Origin of the sequence: Nakamurella antarctica (genome assembly GCF_003860405.1) — a bacterium.
In the GTDB taxonomy this organism is placed as follows: Bacteria; Actinomycetota; Actinomycetes; order Mycobacteriales; family Nakamurellaceae; genus Nakamurella; species Nakamurella antarctica.
This window is the reverse complement of the sequence record NZ_CP034170.1, coordinates 897384-918924: the sequence shown is the minus strand read 5'-3', so window position 1 is coordinate 918924 and position 21541 is coordinate 897384. Positions and strand designations below refer to the sequence as shown.

Genomic DNA, 21541 nt, shown 5'->3' with positions numbered 1-21541 from the left:
CCCGGGTCTAATCCGAGTCGGCGCCTGCGGCCAGCAGCGCTCGTCGCTCGTCCCTGCGGGCAGCCTGTTCGTCCGGGTCCGGTACCGGCGCTGCTGCTATCAAGCGACGAGTGTAGGGGTCCCGTGGACGCAGCAAAATCTCCTCCCGGGTTCCCAGTTCCACCAACAAGCCTCGATGCAGCACCGCGATGGTGCTCGCCAGGATCTCCACCACTGCGAGGTCATGGCTGACAAACAGGCATGCGAACCCGTACTGCGACTGCAAATCTTTGAACAACTCGAGCACGTGCGCCTGCACGGAGACGTCGAGTGCACTCGTTGGCTCGTCCGCCACCAACAGCTCCGGCCCCAGCGAGAGCGCTCTGGCAATCCCTACCCGTTGACGCTGACCGCCGGAGAGCTCGTGGGGGTACCGATTTCGGTAGGACTGCGGCAGGCGCACCGATTCCAGCAGTTGCTCAACGCGCGCATTCAGGGCGGACTTTCGCAGTTTCTCGTGCAGGTAGAGCGGCTCTCCGATGGATTCGCCGATACTCATCCGCGGATTCAGCGAAGCCGCGGGGTCTTGGAACACGATTGCGCATTTGCTTCGCAACGGCCGGAGCTGCTTTTGGGTGAGGCCCTTGATCTCGGTGCCCGCTACCTCGACGCTGCCGCTCGTGACAGGAAGTAGCGCGGCTACCGCGCGGCCGATAGTTGTTTTGCCCGAGCCGGATTCGCCGACCAATCCCATCACCTGGCCCTGCTCGATGGAGAAGGAGACGCCCTCCACTGCCCGGAATGCTGGAACCCTTCCCCGTCCCGGGTACTCAATAGTCAGATTCGATACCTTGAGCGCGGGAACAGTTGCGGTGCTTTGCTTTTCGAGCTTTGCGGCTCCTGCCGGACGTAGCGAAGCCGATCCCGTCACGACCGCCCCACCTACCCCCACCCGGCCAGCGGCACTCACCCGTGTTTCGGTAAGAGCCACTTCCGCGCCCAAATGCGGAACTGCGGCCAGCAACTGTTGGGTGTACTCCTGCTGTGGGTGAGCGAAGATCTCGCGGACCGTTCCGGCCTCGACGACGCGTCCCTGGCACATAACCACAACGTGATCTGCGAGGTCGGCGACCACCCCCATGTCGTGCGTGATCAATAAGATTGCCGAGTCGAGGCGCTGGTGGAGATCCCTGAGCAGGTCAAGGATCTCGGCTTGGACGGTCACATCGAGGGCGGTAGTCGGTTCGTCCGCGATCAAGAGGACGGGATCACAGGCAATCGCCATCGCGATCATGATGCGCTGACGTTGCCCGCCCGAGAGCTGATGCGGATACAGGTTGTAGCGACCTTCGGGATCGGGCAGATCGACCAGTCGTAGCAATTCGACCACGCGAGCTTTGGCGTTGGCCGGGCTCACATCGAAATGGCTCAGCAGCACCTCGGCAACTTGAAAACCCACTGTGAGCACCGGGTTCAGTGCCGTCATCGGTTCCTGAAAAATGAGGCCTATGTCTTTTCCGCGAACGGATCTCAGCAGCGGCTCACGCGCATTGATCAGCTCCGTGCCGCGCAATGTGGCGCTACCTTGCACCCGCGCGTTGGGAGCCAACAACCCCAGGATCCCCATCGCGGACACTGATTTGCCCGACCCCGACTCCCCCACCACCGCAAGCACCTGGCCGGGCAAGATATCGAAATCGACATCTTCCGAAGCCATCACCCAGGTTCCGTCAACCGAGAAGTCGACACCCAACCCCCGAACCCGGAGTATGGGGTCCTTCGATCCAGTCTGATGCGCCCCCTTGGGTGCAGATGCGCGAGGCCCCGCGGGGCCTAGATCAAATACCATGACATGGTTCCTTAAGCCTTGGAACGGATTTGGCGGGGATCAAACGCATCCCGAAGCCCGTCTCCGACGAAGTTGATGGCAAGGGAAATCGCCACGATGAACAGACCCGGCCACCAGAAGAGGTAGGGCCGGACATCCATGGCCTGCCGGTTCTGCTCGAGCAGCAATCCCAAGGATGTATCCGGGCTTTGGACGCCAAAACTGAGGAAGCTCAGAGCAGTCTCGAGCAAGATCGCCCCAGAAATCGCCAGCGTGGCCGAGACCGTAATGACGCCAATGGTGTTCGGCAGGATATGTCGAAAAATGATCCGGCGGCTGGATGCCCCCACCGAACGCGCAGCATCGACAAACTCCTTTTCGCGCAGGGAGAGGAACTCGCCCCGGACGATGCGCGCGAGCCCGGTCCATGTCAGAAGCCCCAGAAACAGGCCAAGAAACACGATGCTGCTGCCGCTCACTTTGTGGCCAACTACAGCTGCGACAGCAAGGAGCGGAATGGTGATGATGACATCCGTCATCCGCATCAGCACCGCCTCGATCCAGCCGCGAAAATAGCCGGCCAAAGCGCCGATGACGGTCCCGACCACGGTGGCGACAATGCCCACGATGAAGGCGATGATGATGGATTGCTGCATCCCCCGCATCGTCATCGCGAAGTAGTCGCGGCCGGAAGAGTCTTGACCGAATGGGTGATCACCGAGGCTTGGCGGCCAGACCTTTAATGTCGGCTTCCCGCCGTCGGTGAGTGCAGGTTCGAAGGTGGTGTACTTGTGTTTCCACCAGCCGCCAATGGGCCCAAATCCGATGGAACTGAATGCCGTAATAACGATGAGCACTAGGACCACCAGCGCGATCATCGCGGCCTTGTGCCTGACGAAACGTTTGAATACCAAACGGAACTCGGTCTGCGCTGCAACCGGACCGCCGAGGTCGGAAGGGCCGTCTTCCATTCGGACCAACGATTGATCCTGGCTGGCCAGGGTCGTCATTTCCAGTTCCGTTACGGGGACGCGACTGGCCGCCGCCACGGCATCCGGTTCTAGTGGATCCACTTCTGGCTCCAGTGGATCTGAGGTGGTGCGGTCATCTGTCATGTGCTCATCCCAATCGAATACGTGGGTCGAGGTAGGCGTAAGCGATATCTGCCAACATGTTGAACAGCACCGTCGCCGTGCCCGTGATGAGGAAAAACGCCATCACCGGGTTCGGGTCCACGTTGGTGATGCCGGTGGTGAACATCTTTCCCATCCCACTCCAGCCGAAGACTGTCTCGGTGATCACCGCGCCGCCCAGAATTCCCGCGAAATCAAAAGCCACCAGGGTGGCTAGCGGGATCAGTGCGTTCCGGAACGCATGCCGCACGATCACGGTCCTGTTGTTCAGTCCTTTGGCGCGCGCGGTACGGACGTAATCCTGGCTCATTACGTCCAGCATGCTCGCCCTCGTGTAGCGGGTGTACCCGGCGAAGGAGATCAGCATGATCGCGATGGTGGGGAGTAGTAGGTACATCAGGTAGTCAAGGTTGGTGGTCCAGAAGTCTGCGTTCAGGTTGGGCGTTTCCGAGCCATTCGTCTTGATTGGCCGGCCCCCGGTAGCAGCGAACAGTGCTGGGTAGGACCGAAGAAGCCGGTCGACGACAATCAGGATGCCCACGGTGAAACCCGTGGTGGCAGCCACTCTTCCGGCCAACTTGGTGCTCTGACCACCGAGCAGGCGACCACTGACGACACCTATCAGCATGAGCAGGACCAGCATGCCGATAACGGTCAACCAGTTCGCCTCATCGAGCAGTGACTTCCCCGCTATCGAGATGACGACGCCCACCACCACCGTTGCAAGGCTGGAATACAGCACGGGACGATTGCGCGCGTCGAGACCAGCAAAGAGCGCGCTCCACCCGAGAGCTGCCGCAAGCCCGAACACCGCGACGCCGATGACGCCGAAGTACGGGGTGACGAAAAAGTTGGTGGACAGCAGCAGATAGATCACCAGGAAGGTAGCGGCAAACCCGGCCCCGAAAACTGTGAGATAGCGCCGTCGCGTTCCGCCGATGATGAGGGCCCAGAAGAGTCCAGCCACTGCGGCGAGCAGCGCTATTCCCCCGTAGGTCAGCGTCGGACTGCCGAGCCACGTGTTCAGGTCGATGGCAATGTACTGCTTGAGCAGCGTCGACACCCAGAAGACCGGGAGCGAGAAGCAGAGGAAGGCAACGAATGTCACGGTGTAGTCGAAGACGCTGTACTGGCGAAGGGCCGTCACGACGCCGGTGACGACGCCGAGCACCAGGGCGAGCAGCGTCGCGACAATAACGAGCCGCAAGGTCGAGCCGATGGCCGATTGTAGCTGCGGGAGTACAGGTTTCCCGTCGCGGTTCAAACCGAGGGTGCAGGTATCCGACCAGGGCCACAGGCACTTCCCGACATCGCCGAGCCAGAGGAAATATCTCCCAGGTACCGGGGTGTCGAGGTTGAGCGCGATCGTGCGCGCCGCGATCTTCGTTTCTCGCAACGATCCTCGAAGTTCGAGCAGATCTTTGAGCGGGTTGTCAGAAAACGCCACCAGTACATAGGTCAAAGCAGTAGAGGCCAGAATAATGAAAAAGGAAACGACCAAACGTCTCCCAATGAAGACAAGCACGCGTCTCCCCCTAGCGGGTGGCCCGGCCGGGCGCGATATTTGCGCCCAGCCTGCCTTGGGTGTGGATGAGAAGGCGGTGGGACGCCTGAAGATCTGGCGCCCCACCGGCACTGCCGCTGTGTCCCGAGAACATCTGAGCGAGCGCTGCCACTCAGCCGATCTGACAGGAAGCAGTTACTTCGTCTTCGTCCACTCGTAAGCATTCCACGTGACCCCGGCCTGCGTCGGGTTGTAGACAGCCCCCGAAAGCTTGGAGCTGAAGGCCACGAGGCCCGGGTTTGCGTACAGGGTCAAGTTGTAGGGGTTAGCCCACAGTTGCTCCTCCATCGGAACCTTAAGCTCTTCTGCCTTGGTCCGATCAACGGTGCGGACGACCTTGTCCCACGCCGCGTCGACGATCGGGTCGCTGTAGCCGCCGAAGTTTTGGCTGCCACCGGTCACGTAAATGGACTGACCGGATGCTACGAGCCCCGAGCCGGACCAGCCGAACACTGCAACGTCCCAGGTTCCGCGCGTGGTCAAAGTAGTGAAGACATCGTCATCCGGCTGGTCGATGATGTTGAAACCCGCTTGATCACAGGAGGCCTTGATGACCTGGACCTGATCGCCGCGCAGCGAAGACTTTCCCGAGCGGATGAAGCGGATGTCGTAGGGCTGAGTAACTCCCGCCTCGGTCAGAAGTGCTTTGGCGCCAGCGATGTCGACCTTGTCGTACAGCGTTGCGCTGGGGACTTGGCTCAAGATGTCCTTGTAATTGCCTTGGGCCGGCAGGAACTCGCGGAGATTAAGAATTTGTGCGCCATCAAAAACTGGCTTGGCGAACTTGTCGACGAGTTCTTGGCGGGGCACGCACTTCATGAAAGCCTGGCGGATTTTGGGATTAGCGAGCTTGCCTTCCGGCGAGGTGTCGAAGTCGATGTGGCTGAACGTGTAGCCCTCACCCACCTTGTAGGAGATGGCGTCCGGCTTCGCCTTCAACTGGTCGACGATGTCGCCCGTGACGTTGGACGGATCGAACGAGTCGATCTCACCGTTGGCCATCGCTTGCACCCACTCTTGGTCACTGACGAGCTTGAAAACCAAGGTGTTCGTCTTTGCCGGTGTTCCCCACCACTTGTCGTTCTTCACCAGCGTCAGGTTGCCGTTGGAGCCGTTCTGAACCTTGTACGGCCCGGAGGACGGCAGGATCGCGGTATCGGGAAGCTTGGGTAGGTCAACCTCGTAATCCCACCCCGTGTTCCAGAAGTCAGCGATCTTGGTGATGGTGGCGGTGTCGTTGTTCTGGATCGCGGCCACGAGCGCAGCCCCATCACCGTCAGTGCTTAGTCCGGCTCCCTTGGCGGCGATATGCGCCGGCATGAAGCCCGCGCCCAGCACCTCCCAGTCTGCGTACGGGTCGGTGAAGACCATGGTGAACGACTTGTCGCCAGCTTTGCCTTCGGGCATTTTGACTTGGGCCCAGCCGTTGGTGCTGGCTGCCTGGAAGAGGTCGGTGGCGTTGCCATCGGCGTCCTTGCCGCCCGGGTGAGTGCCCGAGTATGCCGCCCATGCCAGGAGGGCATCGTCGTAGTCGATAGGAGTGCCGTCCGACCAGACAGCCTTGTCCGCAAACGTGTATTTGACAGTCAGCGGGTCGTCGGAGGTCTTTTCGTAGGTACCGAATTCGGTGTCCGGCTTGATCGAGCCATCCGGCTGCACGTGGACGAAGGCGCCTTGCGTGACGTTATCCACGTAGGCGCAGTAGACGCTGTTGGTGGCTGCGGTGTTGCAGTTATATCCACCGGTGGCCTGTTCGTAGCCAATGTTGATGGTGTCCGCGAGCGAGTCCGATGCCGCACTACTCGTGGGAGCAGCGGAGCTGTCGCTCGACATCGCACCTGATGACGCCTCGGAGCTGGAGCTAGTCGCAGCGACGCTGGGAGCTGTGGTGGCAGGCGTCGCTGCCGAGTTCCCTCCTACCGAACCCCCGCAGGAGGACAGAACTAGTGCCGTGCCCGCGACCAGCGCGGTCAAGCTGAGTGCTCGTGTTCTTTTCATCTCTTGTCCTCCCGGAGTTACCGGATCGATCCTCGTGAACGGTCCCCGTCGACCGTCAGCGCATGAGCCGACTAGCAACCTCTCGTCTGTGTGACACCCGAACCTTACGAACTTGTGGGTTATCTGTGTACGCGAGGGTTCGGATCGTGATCGAAAGGTGACCCTGGCTAACTAATGGAACCCCGAAAGTGGGACACCGTTAGATGCCGGCGCAAAACCTTTGGGCCTGTAGCACATCGTCACAAGAATGTGCGGCTGAGGGTGCCCCATACGCCAAAAATGTTTGCCGGAATTTTCTACGGCACTGTTATTTGGACGTCGGCCACTGTGGCAGGTCGAGCAGCGGCCCGCCCCACAACTGCTCGGACGCATCAGCGGGTTCGACCTGAAACTTCGCGAGCGCGGGGCCGAGAGCCAGCAGAAGCACCGGTTGCGCCAGCGGGATCGAATCCATCCGCTGCCACAACTCGTCATCAATCAGTGTGAATGCTTGGGCCGCAGTGATCGCACTGGTACCGGGGCGGGCGTAGGTACTGACGGTGCCCACGGTGGGGAGGGGCGAGGACATAGGCGGATTTTCGGCTGCCCTTGCGGTGGAAGAACCGCCCGCGGCCGGTGTGCCCGTGGTCGTCGCGGCTACCGGGGACTCCCCCGATTGCGCCGCTTCCGGTAGCCCTACTTCCGGCTGCACCACGATCGGCTGGTCACCGCCCAGCAAGGCCGTGAGCTGAAACGGCAACGGGTCTGGGCACGGGTCCTCGCCGCCGTTGCCGAGAGGGCCTGCGACTGTCGTAGGTGGCGCCGTCCCGATAGGGGTCCTGATGGGTGTTGCAGTGGGTGTTGGTGCTGCAGTGGACGAGGACGCGCTCGGCCGTGTCGACGAAGGTGGCAGGGACGATGCCGATAGCGAGGGTAGCGCTATTACGGAAGGGTTCAGCGCGGCGCCACAGCCCAATTGCGACACCGCCTCCGCTGCGTCCGAAGCGCTCCTCGGCACGGTCTGCAGGAGCGCATCCGCCGGGGCTTCGACGGCCAGCGCCGCTGCAAGATCGACCGGCGCCAACGGCAAAAGGTTTGCGACGATGCCGTTTTCTGCAAGCTGGGACTGAATTCGCACAGCCGCTGCGGTCAGGTGAATGTCGTCGACCGGATAACCGAGGGTGATACTCAGCACAGCCGCATCTTGGCGGTAATACAGTCCCGACCGCTGATAGCCCGCATCACCCAGTTCGGACGCGACGCTGCCGGTGTTGCCAGCCGATGTTGCGACGTGGACCGGATCGGCTGGAAGTTGCAGCTGGGACACCGGAGCCGTCGAACCCGCAGCCCACCCCAGCGAGATCGACGACTGCAGGCTCTCCTCGTCCAAGGCCGCGGCCACACCGCGGCGGATGGCCGGGTTCGCGGTCAGCCGCCCGGGTGAGGTGTTGAACCGCAAGGAGGTGAGCGAGGGTTGCGGGATGGGTTGCAGCCGGACCGCCCCCGGTCCGCCGACGGTGTTCGCCGCGGCCTGCTCCAGCGTGCTGGCCGTGACGGCGTCGGGGCTCAGGTAGAGCGCATTGACGTCGCCGCGGGTAAATGCATTCAGCAAATCTTCGCTGGACCCGGTGCGCAGGACGACCGCTGACGGCCCGGGTGGCTTCGCCCAGTACTTGTCGTTTCGCGCCAGCTTTATCTCACCTACCACCGCGTCATACGAGGTCATTTTGTACGGTCCGCCGGCCACCGCGAAACCACCGGTCAGCGCTGCGAGAAAGCCGCCCGGATTATCTTTCACGCTTCGGGCAGGCAGCAGCGGTGAGAACAGGGTGCGCCATTGCGCATAGGGCTTCGCGAACTGCACGATCACCGTTTTACCGGCATCAGCCGAGGTGATGGCCGAAATCAGCTGGTAGCCACCAGGACTCACCACGGAACCCGCTAGCTCGGGGTCGATCATCTGTTGCCACAGATAACTGAAATCTTCCGCGGCAATGGGCGTCCCGTCAGACCATGCCGCCCCCCTGTTCAACGAATACGTGACGGTGAAGGGGTCGAGCGAGGTCACGGCAACACGATCCACCAGCGCAGTCGGCGCCGCCCCTGGACCGTCATTGCCGGGGGTGAATACAGTGGGCAACACCAAACCTGCAATCGCCCTGGCAGCCGGTGAAAACTGTTGCGCCACATAGGGATTGAATCCGCTAATGACACTGTCGGTGCCGATTGAGATCAGGTCGTCGACTACGGGGGCCCGTGGAGCGGTGTCGCTCACCAACGGGGGCAACGCCGCCGGCAACCCTGGCGGGGTACATCCGGATACCAGTACGGACAGCATGAGGAATAACAACACCCGCCGACCGCGACCTTCTTCGAGGCTGCGGCGGCGGGTGATGTTCACGCTTGTCACTCTAGGGTTTGCGCCCAGCAATACTTACTGCTTCTTGGTGCGGCTACGGGTACGGGCCCGCTCGTTGGCGTTCAAGTTGACCTTACGGATACGAGCAGACACCGGGGTGATCTCCACGCATTCGTCGTCGGCACAGAACTCAAGTGCCTGCTCCAACGACAGCGCGCGCGGCGGCACGAGGTGGACCAATTCCTCGGAAGAAGACTTCCGCATATTGGTGAGCTGCTTTTCTTTCGTGATGTTGACGTCCATGTCGTCGGCGCGCGAGTTCTCGCCGACAACCATGCCCTCGTAGACCTCGGTGGTCGGCGGCACGAACATGGTGCCGCGCTCCTGCAGGCTGAACATTGCAAACGGGGTGGCCTTGCCCGGGCGGTCGGCGACGAGGCTGCCCGTGGGGCGGGAGCGCAACGGGCCAGCCCATGGGCCGTAGCCGTCAAAGATGGCGGACGCGATGCCGGTGCCGCGGGTGTCGGTGAGGAACTCTGTGCGGAATCCGATCAGGCCACGCGAGGGGACGTGGAACTCGAGACGCACCCACCCGGTGCCATGGTTGGTCATTGTTTCCATCCGGCCCTTGCGCACCGCCAAGAGCTGGGTGACGTTGCCAAGGTATTCCTCGGGAACGTCGATGGTGAGGCGCTCGAACGGCTCATGCACTTTGCCGTCCACTTCGCGGGTGACGACCTGCGGCTTGCCGATAGTGAGCTCAAAGCTCTCGCGGCGCATGGTTTCCACCAGGATCGCCAGCGCCAATTCGCCACGGCCCTGAACTTCCCAGGTGTCCGGTCGTTCGGTGTTGAGAACCCGAAGAGAGACGTTACCGATCAGTTCGGCGTCGAGCCGGTTCTTCACCTGACGTGCGGTGAGCTTCTTGCCGCCGTCTTTTCCAGCCAGCGGCGACGTGTTAATGCCTACCGTCATCGAGATGGCAGGTTCGTCGACGGTGATGGGTGGAAGCGCTACGGGGTTATCCGGATCGGCCAAGGTCTCGCCGATGGTGATCTCGGCGAAACCTGCCACGGCGATCAAGTCGCCCGCGTAGGCGGTATCAACCGGCACACGATCCAGCGCTTCGGTGATCAACAATTCGGTGATTTTGGTCTTGACGACTGTGCCGTCGGCCTTCATCCAGGCAACCTGCTGGCCCTTCTGCATGGTGCCTTCGATGATCCGGCACATGCCGATCCGGCCCAGGAACAGGGAGGCGTCGATATTGGTAACCTGCGCCTGCAGCGGTGCGCCTTCGGTGTACTGCGGGGCGGGAATAGCAGCAAGGAGGGTATCGAAGAGCGGGTCGAGGTTTTCGTGGTCCGGCATCTCGCCGTCCGCCGGTTTGTTCATCGATGCGCGGCCCGCGCGGGAGGCGCAGTAGACGATCGGGAATTCGATTTGCTTGTCAGTGGCGTCGAGGTCCAAGAACAATGCGTAGGTCTCGTCCACAACTTCGTCGATGCGGGCATCGGCGCGGTCGGTTTTGTTGATCACCAATACGACTGGCAGGTTGGCCTGCAGCGCCTTCCGCAGCACGAAACGAGTTTGCGGCAATGGGCCTTCGGACGCATCCACGAGCAGGACGACGCCGTCAACCATCATGAGGGCTCGTTCGACTTCGCCGCCGAAGTCAGCGTGGCCGGGGGTATCGACGATGTTGATGACCATGTCGCCGCGGCGGACCGCGGTGTTCTTGGCCAAAATGGTGATGCCCTTTTCGCGCTCCAAGTCGTTGGAGTCCATGACGCGGTCTGTGTGGAGGCTGCCTTCGCGGAATGCGCCGGACTGCCACAGCATGGCGTCAACGAGGGTGGTTTTACCGTGGTCGACGTGCGCGACGATGGCGACGTTTCGCAGATCAGATCGAACGGTTTTCGTGGTTGAAGCAGATGTCACGCGTGAAGCTCCCAGCGGTTTGGCCGCCGCGAAACTCGCGGAAGCGCTGTAATGGTGCATGGTTGGGCCACTACTCTCAGGCCCAAGCCGAACAGCGCAGCTTTCAAAGACTACCCGTTGGTGACCGGTGTTGGTCCCACATTGGCGCAGCTAGATACGTCACACCTGCACTGGAGCATCTGCGGTGTTCCTCTACCGCCACGAAGGCAGCCGTAGAAATCCTTTGGGTTAAATGCGCTCTCCGGGCTTCATCACCGAAACGGGCGTCACAGCTACGGGAGGAGCCGGGAATTCGTCGCCCTCTTCGACCTGGGTGGGGTTGAGCACTCGGTAGAGGAACGACTTCGTCCGCTCGTGCTGCGGATTCCCGATTACCTGGTCCGGGTGGCCCTCCTCCACGAGATACCCGCCGTCCATGAAGACGACGCGGTCGGCAACATCGCGCGCGAAGGCCATCTCGTGCGTAACGACCATCATCGTCATCCCATCTTTCGCGAGACCCTTCATCACTGCCAGCACCTCGCCTACCAATTCGGGATCGAGGGCCGAAGTCGGTTCGTCGAACAACATCAGGTCTGGGGTCATCGACAACGATCGTGCGATGGCGACCCGCTGCTGCTGTCCGCCGGAAAGCTGTGCGGGGAAGGCATCTTCCTTATGCGACATGCCCACGCGTTCGAGGTTGCTCCGAGCGATCGTGTCCGCCTCGGACTTGGAGCGCTTGAGCACCTTGGTCTGGGCAACCGTAAGGTTTTCCAGGACCGAGAGGTGCGGGAAGAGGTTGAAGGACTGAAATACCATGCCGATCTTGCGACGGACGCCATCGATATCGACGTCGGGATCAGTCATCTCCGCCTCGCCGACGAAAATCTTGCCCGCGGTGGGCTGTTCGAGCAGGTTGACGCAGCGGAGCAGGGTCGATTTTCCTGAACCGGAGGGCCCGATGACGCACACCACTTCACCGTGGTTAACGTCCAAGCTGATGTCTTTCAACACCTCTACGGGTCCAAAGGATTTCCGCAAGCCCTGGATGGAAATCGCAGGAATTGCACTAGCTGTTGAAGTCGAGGGGGTCGTCACTTCGGTTCACCTGGCCCTTGCGTGCTTGATTTCGAGCCGTCGCACCAACTGGGACAACGGAAGTGTGAGGACAAGGTACAGAATCGCGATGACCAGGAGTGGGGTGGCGCTCGCCTGGGAGGTGAGGACGGTCTGGCCCAGCTTGGTGAGCTCGTACTCCTTCAGGGTCAAACCCAAGACATAGACCAACGACGAATCTTTGACAAGCAAGATCATCTCGTTGGTCAGCGGCGGGATCACGATCCTAAAGGCCTGCGGGAGAACGATTGTCACGAGAGTGCGCCCCGAGGACATTCCCAACGTACGAGCAGCTTCGACTTGGCCCTTCGGGACGGCCTGGATACCAGCGCGCAGGGTTTCGGACATATAGGCGGCAGCGGTGAGGCCGAGCCCCACCGTCACCGAACCGAGGAGTCCTCCCGGCAGCGTAAACCCAGCAAAGGCAATAGGAATCCCGTAAGCAATGAGAAACAGCACCACGAGCGCTGGCAATCCGCGGAAGAGTTCGACATAGGCCATGGCGAGAGCGCGATACGGCATGAAACTTGACAAGCGCATCAATGCCAGGACTATCGCCAGGACCAACCCGAACATGAATGAGCAAGCTGTGTAGAGCAAGGTATTGATCAGAGCGGTCGTGATGACCCTCGGGAACATCCCCCTCGCCACATCCCAGTTCAGGAAAGACTTCGCGAAAGCCTGCCAATCCGCGACCGTCACAATTACGGCTATGACGGCCAGTCCAATTAAACCTTGAACGAGGCGGGTAACGCGCAGCTTTTGACGTCTGGTCAATGCCATGGGAGCTCCGATATTTCTACGAAGGACGGCTCAGGGTGGGCGGGACGCATTGAGCGCACCGTTATGGTGCACCTCAAAGCAACCGGTGCGAGCAGCGGGGTGAGACAAAAGGCGGCCCAGAGTGGTTTTACACCACCCGGGACCGCCCGGCGTACACCAATCAGCTCGCAGGAACGTCGCCGATCCACTTCTTGTAGATATCGTCGTAAGCCTTGTCCGCCTTGAGTTCCTCGAGGGTGGCATCAACGACAGCCTTGAGGGCGTCATTACCAAGCTTCATGCCGATGCCGTACTGATCGCCGGTGTCGAAAGAAGCGGTGACCTTGAACTTGCCCGCGTTCTTGTCAACCAGGTCTTTCCACACTGGGGAATCGTTGACTGCGGCATCGATCTGGTTCGTCAGCAAGGCGGTGCCCTGCGACGGCAGATCCGGGTATTCGACAACTTCGTAGCCGTTCGCCGCCGAGTTTGCATTCAGGTAGTCAAGGCCCACGGTGCCAGCTTGGCCGCCCACGCGCTTGCCGGCGAGCGACTTAAGGTCCGGGTAGTCATCGGCCGCACGGATGATCATTGCCTGGGTTGCGTTGAAGTACGGCTCCGAGAACAGGATCACCTTCTCGCGCTCCGGGGTGATCGACATTGCCGCGGCAGAGGCGTCACACTTGCCAGCCTTGGTGTCGACACCGGCCTTGATGCCTTCGAACGGGGTGTCGACAATGGTCTGCTCCACGCCAAGCTTCTTCGCCACGGCGTCCATGATGTCCACGTCGAAGCCGACAATCTTGCCGGTGCCGTCGTCGAACTGGAACGGGGCGTAGGACAGGTGGGTGCAGACCGTGAGCTTGCCACTGGCGATCAGGGTGGCCTTGGCAGCGTCGAGGTCGACAGCACCGGCGGAGCCCGCTGAGGAGGCCATGGCAGAACTCTCAGGCGTGGACGCCATGGCGGAGCTTTCCGTCGTCGACGCCATGGCGGAACTCTCAGGCGTGGACGCCATGGCGGAGCTGCTCGAAGCAGGAGTCGACGCGGCTGTCTTGGCATCTGACGAGCCGCATGCGGACAGCAGCAGTGCGCCAGCCGCAGCACTGGCGATCAGCCAAGTGCGGGTCGAACGCGTGGTGGAAACGGTCACGAGAACTCCAAATCTGTGATGTTGGGGTCAGGTCGACCCCCGCGAACATAAAAAGTGTGTGGCTCGCATCCTGCCATGCGTTGTGTGACGAAGTGATGACAGGCACATCACAGGTTCGCATTGAGGGCAGCCGCCAGGGCCGGAAGAACCACAACGTCCCCGGGGAGCCAATCCACTTCACCCAATTGATCAGCACGCAACCACCGAACCTCGTCGTGCTCGGTCAGCAGGGGCTCGCCAGCTAGTAGCGTGACGCGATAGACACGGAGGATCTTCTCAACGTCAAGGGCCACGTCGTCGCCGATTTGCTCGCCCACCTCGACAGCCATTCCGAGCTCTTCATGCATCTCGCGGACCAGAGCACTCTTGTCAGACTCCCCCGGCTCAACCTTCCCACCTGGAAGCTCCCACTTGCCTGCTAACGACTGTGGGTACGTCCGGCGCGCCGCCAGCACCGCGCCGTCGCGTATTACCGCCGCGCCCACCACCACGACGTTCTCGTGCATCACGAGCGTCACGATGCCGAGCAGGGTCTGGAGGGCAAACACCACGGGGCGACGAAACCGCCCTTGAAGAACGCGGGAAATACCTGTCGAAGCGCCCGCGCTCCGCGAAGACACCAGCTCGACGGTCACCACCGTTCCCGCGCCGGTGGAACCCATGCGCACCCGCACGCAAGCGTCAGTCGCGGTCCCGGTAATGACCTGAAATTGCGGCAATCCATCAACGATGACGACGTGAGCCAGCCCGGCGCTGGCATGTCCCTGCCGGAACCGAACCGTCTCGCCGCCTACCCACGGAGTCTCGCTGCCCCCTGGCGCGGAGGCTGCGGCAGGTCCAGCGGAGCTCGGAGCGATATCGAGCTCGAACCCGAGGGCGCCGGCGGTTCGCTGCCACACATCGATTCGCAGCAGCCCCCGTCGGATACGTTCCGGGTCCACTTCAAGCAGGGTTGCAGCACGCAGCGGTGCTAGTTGCCAAGTCACGCCTTCAGCGTGCCACTCTTTGCTGCGCCAGATGGTTCGTGGGCTTCGGCGCAGCCGCGGGGGTTGCTGCGGTCAGGGGATCAGCGCGCAGCCCGCGCTGTCGAGCCGAAGCGTGATGTGCTCACCCGGGGCTACTGCCGAATCAGCATCGACCAGCACGGTCATATTCCCCCACCCCCGGACGTCGACCCGCACCAATGCGTGGTCCGGGGCCAGCGTGACGAACTGAACGAGCGCGTTAATGAGACCCGCCGGGTCCGGGCGTAAAGCATTGGGGCGCAGCGCCATTCGCTGGGAAGTATCACCACCCTGCATCACGCTTGTACGCAGCTCGGAATCTGACAGGTAGGGCATGAGCAACGACGCTGGCAGCACCGAGGTATAGCCGACGAAACGCGCCACCCATTCGTCGACAGGGTTATCCCAGACCTCGCGAGGGGCACCCTGCTGCCTGATACGGCCATCGTTCATTAACGCCACCGAATCCGCGATTCCGAACGCCTCTCCTTGATCATGGGTGACAAAGATGGCACTCGTGCCGGTAGTGCGCAGGATGCTGCCGAGGTCGATGAGCAGGCTTTCGCGCAGCGACTTATCCAGCGCAGCAAGTGGTTCGTCCAGCAGCATCAGACGCGGCGTGGGCGCGAGCGCCCTTGCCAATGCCACGCGTTGGGCCTGACCTCCCGAGAGTGTGGCCACCTGCCGGCTTTCAAATCCGCCCAAACCCACTACTTCAAGCAGTTCGAGAACCCGGACTCGTTGGTCTGCCTTGTTCATGCCCGCTACTCGCAGCCCGTATCCCACGTTCGCTCCGACGTTCTGCTGCGGGAAGAGCATCCCGTCTTGGAACATCAGACCAAAGCCCCTGCGATGCAACGGAATTGCGGCCAAATCGGTTGCGTCGTAGGAGATTACTCCGTGGCGCACGGGCTCCAGGCCCGCTATGGCGCGGAGCAACGTGGATTTGCCGCAACCGGACGGCCCCAGAAGTGCGAGGATCTCGCCACTCGACACTTCCAACGTGACGTCGTCCACGGCAACTTGGGGGCCGTAGGTAACGCTGACACCGTCTACTCGCAGTGCCATCAAAATGCTCCTATCCCGGCGGCGCCTCGCCTGGCGCCTACCGATCTATCTACGAGGAAGACAGCGCCGGCACATACGGCCGCCAGGATGATGGCCGCCGCGCAAGCCATGCCCAGGTTGCCCGCCCCGGGGCGAGAGATGAGGCGGCCAATCAGTATCGGCAGGGTGATCCGTTCCGGCCGCGCGACGAAGCTGGTGGCCCCGAATTCGCCCAGCGCCACCGCGAACGCGAAGGCGGTGGCCCCGGCCAGCGCCCTGGACATGATGGGGAGGTCAACCGTAAGCCACACCCGCACCGGCGATGCGCCCAGCATGCCAGCGGCCTGACGAAGTCGGTCGTCGGTGGCGCGGAGCACAGGCAGGATCATCCGGACTACGAGCGGCGTCGCCACCATCGCCTGCGCGATGGGCACGAGCAGTGCAGATCCGCGAAAGTCCAAGGGCGGCTTGTCGAGCGCGATGAGAAACCCGAAGCCGACGGTCGCCGCGGACACCCCCAATGGCAACATAAAAAATCCATCGAGCACTGTTAGTGATCTGCGCGCGGCCGCCTGCCTCGGCTTTCGCGCCAGCACCATCGACAGCAACACGCCAAGTGTGATGGCCAGTGCCGCCGCGATTGCGGCGGCACTGGCGGAATTGCCGAGCGCCGTCCAGCCCGACACGATCAACAATTGCGAGTCGCCGGTGCTGGCTAAAGCATCGAAATTACCGAAACCCCAACCTGTTTCGGTGTGCAGCGACCTGCCCAGAAGAGTCACCATCGGAGCAACCAGCAACGCCACGACCACCCCTGTCACGAGCACGACCGGCCAATCCGCGGCACTCACCCGGGGTTTCGCACCAACGTGCGATTGCAGGCGCAGGGTGGACTCGGTGCGATGACGAATGCGAGCGGCTATCCCCAAAACTGTTCCTACCAAGAGAATTTGAACAATGGAGAGCACCGATGCGGTGCGCAGGTCGAGCATTTGCGTGGTCTGCCGGAAGATCTCAGTTTCCAGAGAATTGAACTTTCCGCCGCCGAGCACGACCATGATGCCAAAACTCGTAGCGCAAAACAGGAAGACCAGGGTCCCCGCTGCGGCGATCGCTGGGCCCAGAGCTGGCAGCGTAATCGTCAAAAACGCCCGAGTCGGGCTCGCGCCGAGGGCTTGTGCCGCTTCCTCTGGTCGCTGGTCCAGCTGCGCCCAGGTGGTCCCCACCGTCCGCACCACCACCGCGTAGTTCAGAAACACTTGGGCGAGCAGAATCGCCCACACGGTGCCGTCGAGCCCCCAGGATCCAAGCGGACCGCTGCTGGCGAACAGGGTTCGAAACGCCAGCCCTACCACGACCGTGGGGAGCACGAATGGGATCGTTACCAGTGCCCGCAGGGCACTACGACCGCGAAAGCTCCTCCGGTACAGCAAGTGTGCCCCGGGAATACCTAGCAGTACCGACAGCCCTGCGGAGACCGCAGCCTGCCATAGCGTGAACCAGGCGACCTTGAAAAATCGGGGCCTGCCCACGACATCGGCAAAGCCCGTGAGGTCAATTCCGGTAGGGCCGCCGCCGCCAGGTCCGACAAGTCCGCGGCCCACCAAGGCCACCACCGGGTAGAAAAAGAAGGCGGCAAAAATACCGAGCGGAATCAGCGCGGCCAGCACCAATCCCATTCGGCGGAGCAGCTTTCCTACCCGATCTTCAGGGTGGGCCCGAAGCGGTGGCTTGTCGTTCATGGTCTGCGCTTATTTTCGCCCTCAGCCTTCAGACCTCAGCCCTCGACCAAGTCCGACCAGTCCTGTATCCATACATCCCGGTCCTTCGAAATCAGCACCGGGTCAAGGGCAATAGTGTCCGCCGGGGCCTGCGCGAACTTCACCCAGTCGGCTGGCAGCGTGGTGGCCTTATCGACGGGATAGACGTACATCTGTTGGGGCAAGCCCGCCTGGAACTCCGGGGACAGCATAAAGTCGACCACCTTGTGGGCTGCTTGAGGGTTCTTCGCTCCCGCGAGCACTCCCACGTATTCGACCTGCCGAAAACACGTGCCTGCAACGATGCCGGTCGGCGCCGTCGCAGCGCCGGGGGGAGCCTCTGCCGGCGGCGACGAACCATAGGACACCACCAGCGGGCGGTCCCCCTTGCCGGAAGAGCCAGAAAAGTCGACGTTGTAAGAACTTTCCCAATCAGCTTCGATTTTGATGCCGTTTGCTTTCAACGCTGTCCAGTACTTCTGCCATCCGTCGACGCCGCTGTGCCCGATGGTTGCGAGCAGAAACGCCAGACCGGTGCTGGATGTCGCAGCAGATTGTCCCACCAAAAGATTCTTGTATTCGGGTTTGATCAAGTCCTCGAGGCTGGTCGGTTCCGCGAGACCTTTGGCGCTGAACCATGCGTGGTCGACGTTGACGCACACGTCGCCGAAGTCGACTGCCGTCAAGGAGTTGTCGGCGTCAAACGCGTACTTGTCGCTGCCCATCGGCAGTAGCGGGGATGTGTAGGGGGAAAATACTCCCGCTTGGACGGCTCGGGAGGCGAAGGTGTTGTCGATGCCGTAAGAGACATCGCCCAGCGGGTTGTCTTTGGTGAGCACCAACTGGTTGGCCAGTGCATCCTGCGCCAGGACCGTCACCGTGAGATTGTTTGCCACCTCGAAATCAGCGAGCACCTTCGGATCGACGCTGAACGAGTTGTGTGTCACAAGGGTGACCGCCGCCGGCTTGGACCCCACTCCTGCAGGTGAGTTCGCAGGGGAGTTTGCTGCGGAGTTTGCTGAAACCGCGGGATCCGAACTAGCGCATCCGGCCACGATAGCGGCGAAACACACGGCCAGCGATGTCGCCAGGGCATGCCTGGAAGACGCTGGCCTGCTGCGTCGAAAACTGTGAGAAATGCTGTTGTACAACATGTGTGCTCCTAGCGGGTCGCATCGGTAGCACGGGAGGGGAAAAATACTGCGAGATTACGACGTCCCTGCGCCAGCATGATCTGGATCAGGTTCGACGGTCAGGGGATTCGTGCCCCTATCTCAGCCCGGCGCACCGGACTCCCGTGTCATTACAACTTCTATGCTAGCGCGTGCGCGCGGCGGCGCCAGCCTCGGAGGGTGCGGCGGCGCTCGCCACCCCACGGTTGACCCAGCCCAGCACGCCGATCGTGGCCATGCCGAGAACGACATAGATCAGAGCAAGGCCCGACGCCCACCCCGGGCGCGAGGAGATCTCGTAATTATTGGGCTGTGCGACCAAAATTGACACCACGTAGCTGTAGGCGGCGATCAGCCACGACATCGCCAGGATTCGCACCGCGCGCTTTCGGCTGTGCGGGCCGAAGAAACACCACATCAGCAGCGGCACAATCCAGACGTAGTGATGAGACCATGAGATCGGCGAGACCAACAGACCCAAGAACTGCACCACGAGGAACGCCGCCGTCCGATCTTGCGCTTTCAACGCCCTCATCAGCGCCCAGATAGCAAGCGCCGCTGTAGAAACGACGGCAACAATCCATCCGGTGGGCAGATCATCCTGGCCAGCAAGGCGCGCCAACGCACCGCGCCACGACTGGTTGATGGCACCAAATATGGGGCCGGTGCGGGCGGGGTCGAAGATCAACTCCGTGAAATAGCGCTTGGTTTCCGAGGGCAGGAAGATCGCGGCAAAGCCGACGGTAGAGGCAAACCCGAGGACGCACCATAGTGCCGCGAGCCACCTGCGCTGCATCAGGTAATACAAGCCCGTGATGGCGGGCACCAGCTTGATGCCCGCGGCGATCCCGACGCTGGACCCTGCCCACCACTGCTTCGCGGTCACCGCGCCGGCGAGCAGAAGTGCCGCCAAGAACACATTGATTTGACCATAGTTAAAGGTCGTTCGGACCGGCTCCAACCACGACGCACATGCGGTTGCAGTAATTAGGACACCGCGCAGGTGGGCGACGGGCTTGGCAGCGTCCTTGCCCGCGCGGCCCATCAGGTGCAACGTGAAATAGATGATGAGGGCAAGCGCGGCGAGGCTGGCCAACTGCCAGGCGATGCGTGCGACGGTCAGGTTCAACGCCGCTAGCGGCGTGAACAGGACCGCTGAAAATGGTGGGTAAGTGAAAGGCAAGTTGACCGGCTTGCCTGACCCAGAAATGGAGTTGCTGGTGGCGTCATAGAGCGAGCCGTCAAATGCCCAACCGACGCTGTCGATGTAGACCGAAAGGTCGATCATTTTGTACGGATCCGCGCCGGCAAGCGTAGCGCCCACTTGGGCGAGCACCGCAAGAGCCAGAAGTGCCCACGGCGCCCAAGACGATGCCACAATCCACCGAAGATGCCGCATCAGTACTGGTTGGCGATCTGCGCTAACGCCAAGGCCGTCGCCGGAGTCAGCGGCAGCTGCGGGAGGAGCAGAGCGTTCGTGACGTGGTAGCAGTCGGGCCTTCCGGGCCACACCAATCCGGACTCGACGAGATTGTTGTCGAGCTCATGTATCCAGGTACCCCGGGTGGGCTCCACGAAATATCGAGCGGCATGGTCGAAAAGCTTTTCATACCAGTCCGAATACTGAGGATCGCCGGTGACCCGCAGCAGCAGGGCTGCGGCGCCGATCGCCTCGGCAAGCACCCAGAACAGCCGCGAATCGATAATGACGCTTTCGTCCCAGCCCACGGTGTAGACAAAGCCGTCACGGCCATCGGCGTGCCATCCGGTTTCGATGGCGCGGTCAAACAACGCCTTCGCCGCAGGGATCATCCACTCCCCCGCGCCCGGATTCGACGCATCCACTTGGACGAGAAGCCTTGCCCACTCGAGGAAGTGGCCCGGAGTGGCGCCGTAGGGCCGAAACGGATGCGCTGGCAGATCTTTGTTGTAGTCCGGTAACGCGTTCCACGTGGCATCGAAATGCTCTGGCAGGAGCCAGTTGTTGGCTCTCGCAGCGTGGTTGATCAGGAAATCACAGATGCGGACAGTACGGGCAGTGATCGCCGGATCGCCCAGCGCGTCGCCAGCTGCGAGGAACGCTTCCACCAAATGCATATTCGAATTGGCGCCGCGGTAGTCCTCGCAGTCACTCCAGTCAACGGCGAAGGACTCTCGCGCCAGGCCCGCTTCTTCGTCCCAGAAATGGTCGTCGATCACACCTTGTGCTTCGCGCAGTAGTTCGTCCGCACCCGGCCTTCCGGCTATGGCCGCCGACGAGCAGGCGAGGAGGACGAAAGCATGGTCGTAAGCAGATTTACGACCTGGGACGGGCGCCCCGTCATCAGTAATGGCGCTGTACCACCCGCCGTGCTCTGCGTCGCGAAAGTGCGACTGTAAGGCGCTAATGCCGTGATCGACGAGCGAGAGAGCGCCCGGTTCTCCGCGCAGGTGCGCCAGCGCCGCGACATAGGTGGTGCGGCAGGTGATGTAAAGCTCGCGCTTCCGACCACGATCCACCCGGCCATCAGCGCCCAAATACCCGAATCCACCCTCGGCCAGTCGTGCGTTGGCAGCGAATTGGAACTGCAGGCTGACTTGATTATTGAGCCACGCCACGTGGGAAGGCAGGGTCAGCCACGACGAGCGAGGGGTCTGGAGGTGGTGGGTCATTGACTCATTCTTTATCACCGGGTTGCGGCGGGTAAACACTGCGCAACGTCAGCAGTCCAGGACAGTGGCGGCGGCTCAAAAGAGCAGCGGCGCCCACAAGCAGCTGCTCAGG

The 21541-nt window shown here is 61.8% G+C and carries 17 protein-coding genes and 1 riboswitch; of the genes, 2 read left to right on the top strand and 15 right to left on the bottom strand.

Annotation, left to right across the window (positions count from 1 at the left end):
- Positions 1 to 7: 7 nt before the first annotated feature.
- From EH165_RS04005 to EH165_RS03995, 3 genes are all read right to left on the bottom strand, one after another.
- Complete coding sequence (locus EH165_RS04005; RefSeq protein WP_206426096.1) at positions 8 to 1696, bottom strand: dipeptide ABC transporter ATP-binding protein; 1689 nt, start codon at positions 1694 to 1696, stop codon at positions 8 to 10.
- Between the two features lie 143 nt (positions 1697 to 1839).
- The gene (locus tag EH165_RS04000) at positions 1840 to 2778 is read right to left on the bottom strand and encodes an ABC transporter permease (RefSeq protein ID WP_422392127.1); all 939 of its coding nucleotides are present in this window, start codon (positions 2776 to 2778) and stop codon (positions 1840 to 1842) included.
- 148 nt (positions 2779 to 2926) lie between these two features.
- Positions 2927 to 4441 carry an ABC transporter permease gene (locus tag EH165_RS03995; protein ID WP_206426095.1) on the bottom strand — a complete coding sequence of 505 codons (1515 nt, stop codon included), beginning with the start codon at positions 4439 to 4441 and terminating at the stop codon, positions 2927 to 2929.
- A 10-nt stretch (positions 4442 to 4451) separates the two neighbouring features.
- Between EH165_RS03995 and EH165_RS03990 the strand changes: the two genes are divergently transcribed.
- Positions 4452 to 4664, top strand: a complete 213-nt coding sequence (locus EH165_RS03990; protein ID WP_124798131.1) for a hypothetical protein — start codon at positions 4452 to 4454, stop codon at positions 4662 to 4664.
- Here EH165_RS03990 and EH165_RS03985 read toward each other — a convergent pair.
- The 6 genes from EH165_RS03985 to EH165_RS03960 all read right to left on the bottom strand — a co-directional run bounded on the left by EH165_RS03985 (position 4640) and on the right by EH165_RS03960 (position 13578).
- Positions 4640 to 6502, bottom strand: a complete 1863-nt coding sequence (locus tag EH165_RS03985) for an ABC transporter family substrate-binding protein (protein ID WP_124798130.1) — start codon at positions 6500 to 6502, stop codon at positions 4640 to 4642. The two genes, EH165_RS03990 and EH165_RS03985, sit on opposite strands and share 25 nt — an antisense overlap.
- Before the next feature lie 307 nt (positions 6503 to 6809).
- Positions 6810 to 8882 (bottom strand): ABC transporter substrate-binding protein, encoded by a 2073-nt coding sequence (locus EH165_RS03980; protein WP_124798129.1) that lies wholly within the window; start codon positions 8880 to 8882, stop codon positions 6810 to 6812.
- Between the two features lie 33 nt (positions 8883 to 8915).
- Positions 8916 to 10781, bottom strand: coding sequence for a translational GTPase TypA (gene typA / locus EH165_RS03975; protein WP_124798128.1), 1866 nt, complete (start codon positions 10779 to 10781; stop codon positions 8916 to 8918).
- Positions 10782 to 11009: 228 nt separating this feature from the next.
- The gene (locus EH165_RS03970; protein WP_124798127.1) at positions 11010 to 11861 is read right to left on the bottom strand and encodes an ATP-binding cassette domain-containing protein; all 852 of its coding nucleotides are present in this window, start codon (positions 11859 to 11861) and stop codon (positions 11010 to 11012) included.
- 6 nt (positions 11862 to 11867) lie between these two features.
- Complete coding sequence (locus tag EH165_RS03965) at positions 11868 to 12662, bottom strand: amino acid ABC transporter permease (protein ID WP_124798126.1); 795 nt, start codon at positions 12660 to 12662, stop codon at positions 11868 to 11870.
- 160 nt (positions 12663 to 12822) lie between these two features.
- Positions 12823 to 13578 carry an ABC transporter substrate-binding protein gene (locus tag EH165_RS03960; protein WP_206426094.1) on the bottom strand — a complete coding sequence of 252 codons (756 nt, stop codon included), beginning with the start codon at positions 13576 to 13578 and terminating at the stop codon, positions 12823 to 12825.
- Here EH165_RS03960 and EH165_RS03955 point away from each other — a divergent pair.
- Positions 13577 to 13813: a hypothetical protein gene (locus EH165_RS03955; RefSeq protein ID WP_164479018.1), complete on the top strand. Its 237-nt coding sequence runs from the start codon at positions 13577 to 13579 to the stop codon at positions 13811 to 13813. The two genes, EH165_RS03960 and EH165_RS03955, sit on opposite strands and share 2 nt — an antisense overlap.
- Positions 13814 to 13901: 88 nt before the next feature.
- Here the strand turns inward: EH165_RS03955 and EH165_RS16075 are convergent, their stop codons facing one another.
- From EH165_RS16075 to EH165_RS03925, 6 genes are all read right to left on the bottom strand, one after another.
- Positions 13902 to 14780 carry a (deoxy)nucleoside triphosphate pyrophosphohydrolase gene (locus EH165_RS16075; protein WP_239020688.1) on the bottom strand — a complete coding sequence of 293 codons (879 nt, stop codon included), beginning with the start codon at positions 14778 to 14780 and terminating at the stop codon, positions 13902 to 13904.
- Between the two features lie 72 nt (positions 14781 to 14852).
- Entirely contained in the window at positions 14853 to 15866 is a 1014-nt protein-coding gene (locus tag EH165_RS03945; protein ID WP_124798123.1) for an ABC transporter ATP-binding protein, read from the bottom strand.
- A complete protein-coding gene (locus EH165_RS03940; protein WP_124798122.1) occupies positions 15866 to 17587 on the bottom strand; it encodes an ABC transporter permease in 1722 nt (573 codons plus the stop codon). The genes EH165_RS03945 and EH165_RS03940 overlap by 1 nt, the downstream gene beginning before the upstream one ends.
- A 35-nt stretch (positions 17588 to 17622) precedes the next feature.
- Complete coding sequence (locus EH165_RS03935; RefSeq protein ID WP_124798121.1) at positions 17623 to 18759, bottom strand: thiamine ABC transporter substrate-binding protein; 1137 nt, start codon at positions 18757 to 18759, stop codon at positions 17623 to 17625.
- Between the two features lie 44 nt (positions 18760 to 18803).
- Positions 18804 to 18914, bottom strand: a riboswitch (TPP riboswitch).
- Between the two features lie 8 nt (positions 18915 to 18922).
- On the bottom strand, positions 18923 to 20176 hold the full coding sequence (locus EH165_RS03930; RefSeq protein ID WP_124798120.1) for a glycosyltransferase 87 family protein: 1254 nt from the start codon (positions 20174 to 20176) through the stop codon (positions 18923 to 18925).
- Positions 20176 to 21429: an AGE family epimerase/isomerase gene (locus EH165_RS03925; protein ID WP_124798119.1), complete on the bottom strand. Its 1254-nt coding sequence runs from the start codon at positions 21427 to 21429 to the stop codon at positions 20176 to 20178. The genes EH165_RS03930 and EH165_RS03925 overlap by 1 nt, the downstream gene beginning before the upstream one ends.
- Positions 21430 to 21541: the final 112 nt, after the last annotated feature.

Bases quoted from the DNA above. Each gene is read 5' to 3' on its own strand.
- EH165_RS04005 (WP_206426096.1), bottom strand. From the start codon at position 1,696: ATGGCTTCGGAAGATGTCGATTTCGATATCTTGCCCGGCCAGGTGCTT.
- EH165_RS04000 (WP_422392127.1), bottom strand. From the start codon at position 2,778: ATGGAAGACGGCCCTTCCGACCTCGGCGGTCCGGTTGCAGCGCAGACC.
- EH165_RS03990 (WP_124798131.1), top strand. From the start codon at position 4,452: ATGAAGACAAGCACGCGTCTCCCCCTAGCGGGTGGCCCGGCCGGGCGC.
- EH165_RS03985 (WP_124798130.1), bottom strand. From the start codon at position 6,502: ATGAAAAGAACACGAGCACTCAGCTTGACCGCGCTGGTCGCGGGCACG.
- EH165_RS03965 (WP_124798126.1), bottom strand. From the start codon at position 12,662: ATGGCATTGACCAGACGTCAAAAGCTGCGCGTTACCCGCCTCGTTCAA.
- EH165_RS03955 (WP_164479018.1), top strand. From the start codon at position 13,577: ATGGCAGAACTCTCAGGCGTGGACGCCATGGCGGAGCTTTCCGTCGTC.
- EH165_RS03960 (WP_206426094.1), bottom strand. From the start codon at position 13,578: ATGGCCTCCTCAGCGGGCTCCGCCGGTGCTGTCGACCTCGACGCTGCC.
- EH165_RS03945 (WP_124798123.1), bottom strand. From the start codon at position 15,866: ATGGCACTGCGAGTAGACGGTGTCAGCGTTACCTACGGCCCCCAAGTT.
- EH165_RS03940 (WP_124798122.1), bottom strand. From the start codon at position 17,587: ATGAACGACAAGCCACCGCTTCGGGCCCACCCTGAAGATCGGGTAGGA.
- EH165_RS03935 (WP_124798121.1), bottom strand. From the start codon at position 18,759: ATGTTGTACAACAGCATTTCTCACAGTTTTCGACGCAGCAGGCCAGCG.
- EH165_RS03930 (WP_124798120.1), bottom strand. From the start codon at position 20,176: ATGCGGCATCTTCGGTGGATTGTGGCATCGTCTTGGGCGCCGTGGGCA.
- EH165_RS03925 (WP_124798119.1), bottom strand. From the start codon at position 21,429: ATGACCCACCACCTCCAGACCCCTCGCTCGTCGTGGCTGACCCTGCCT.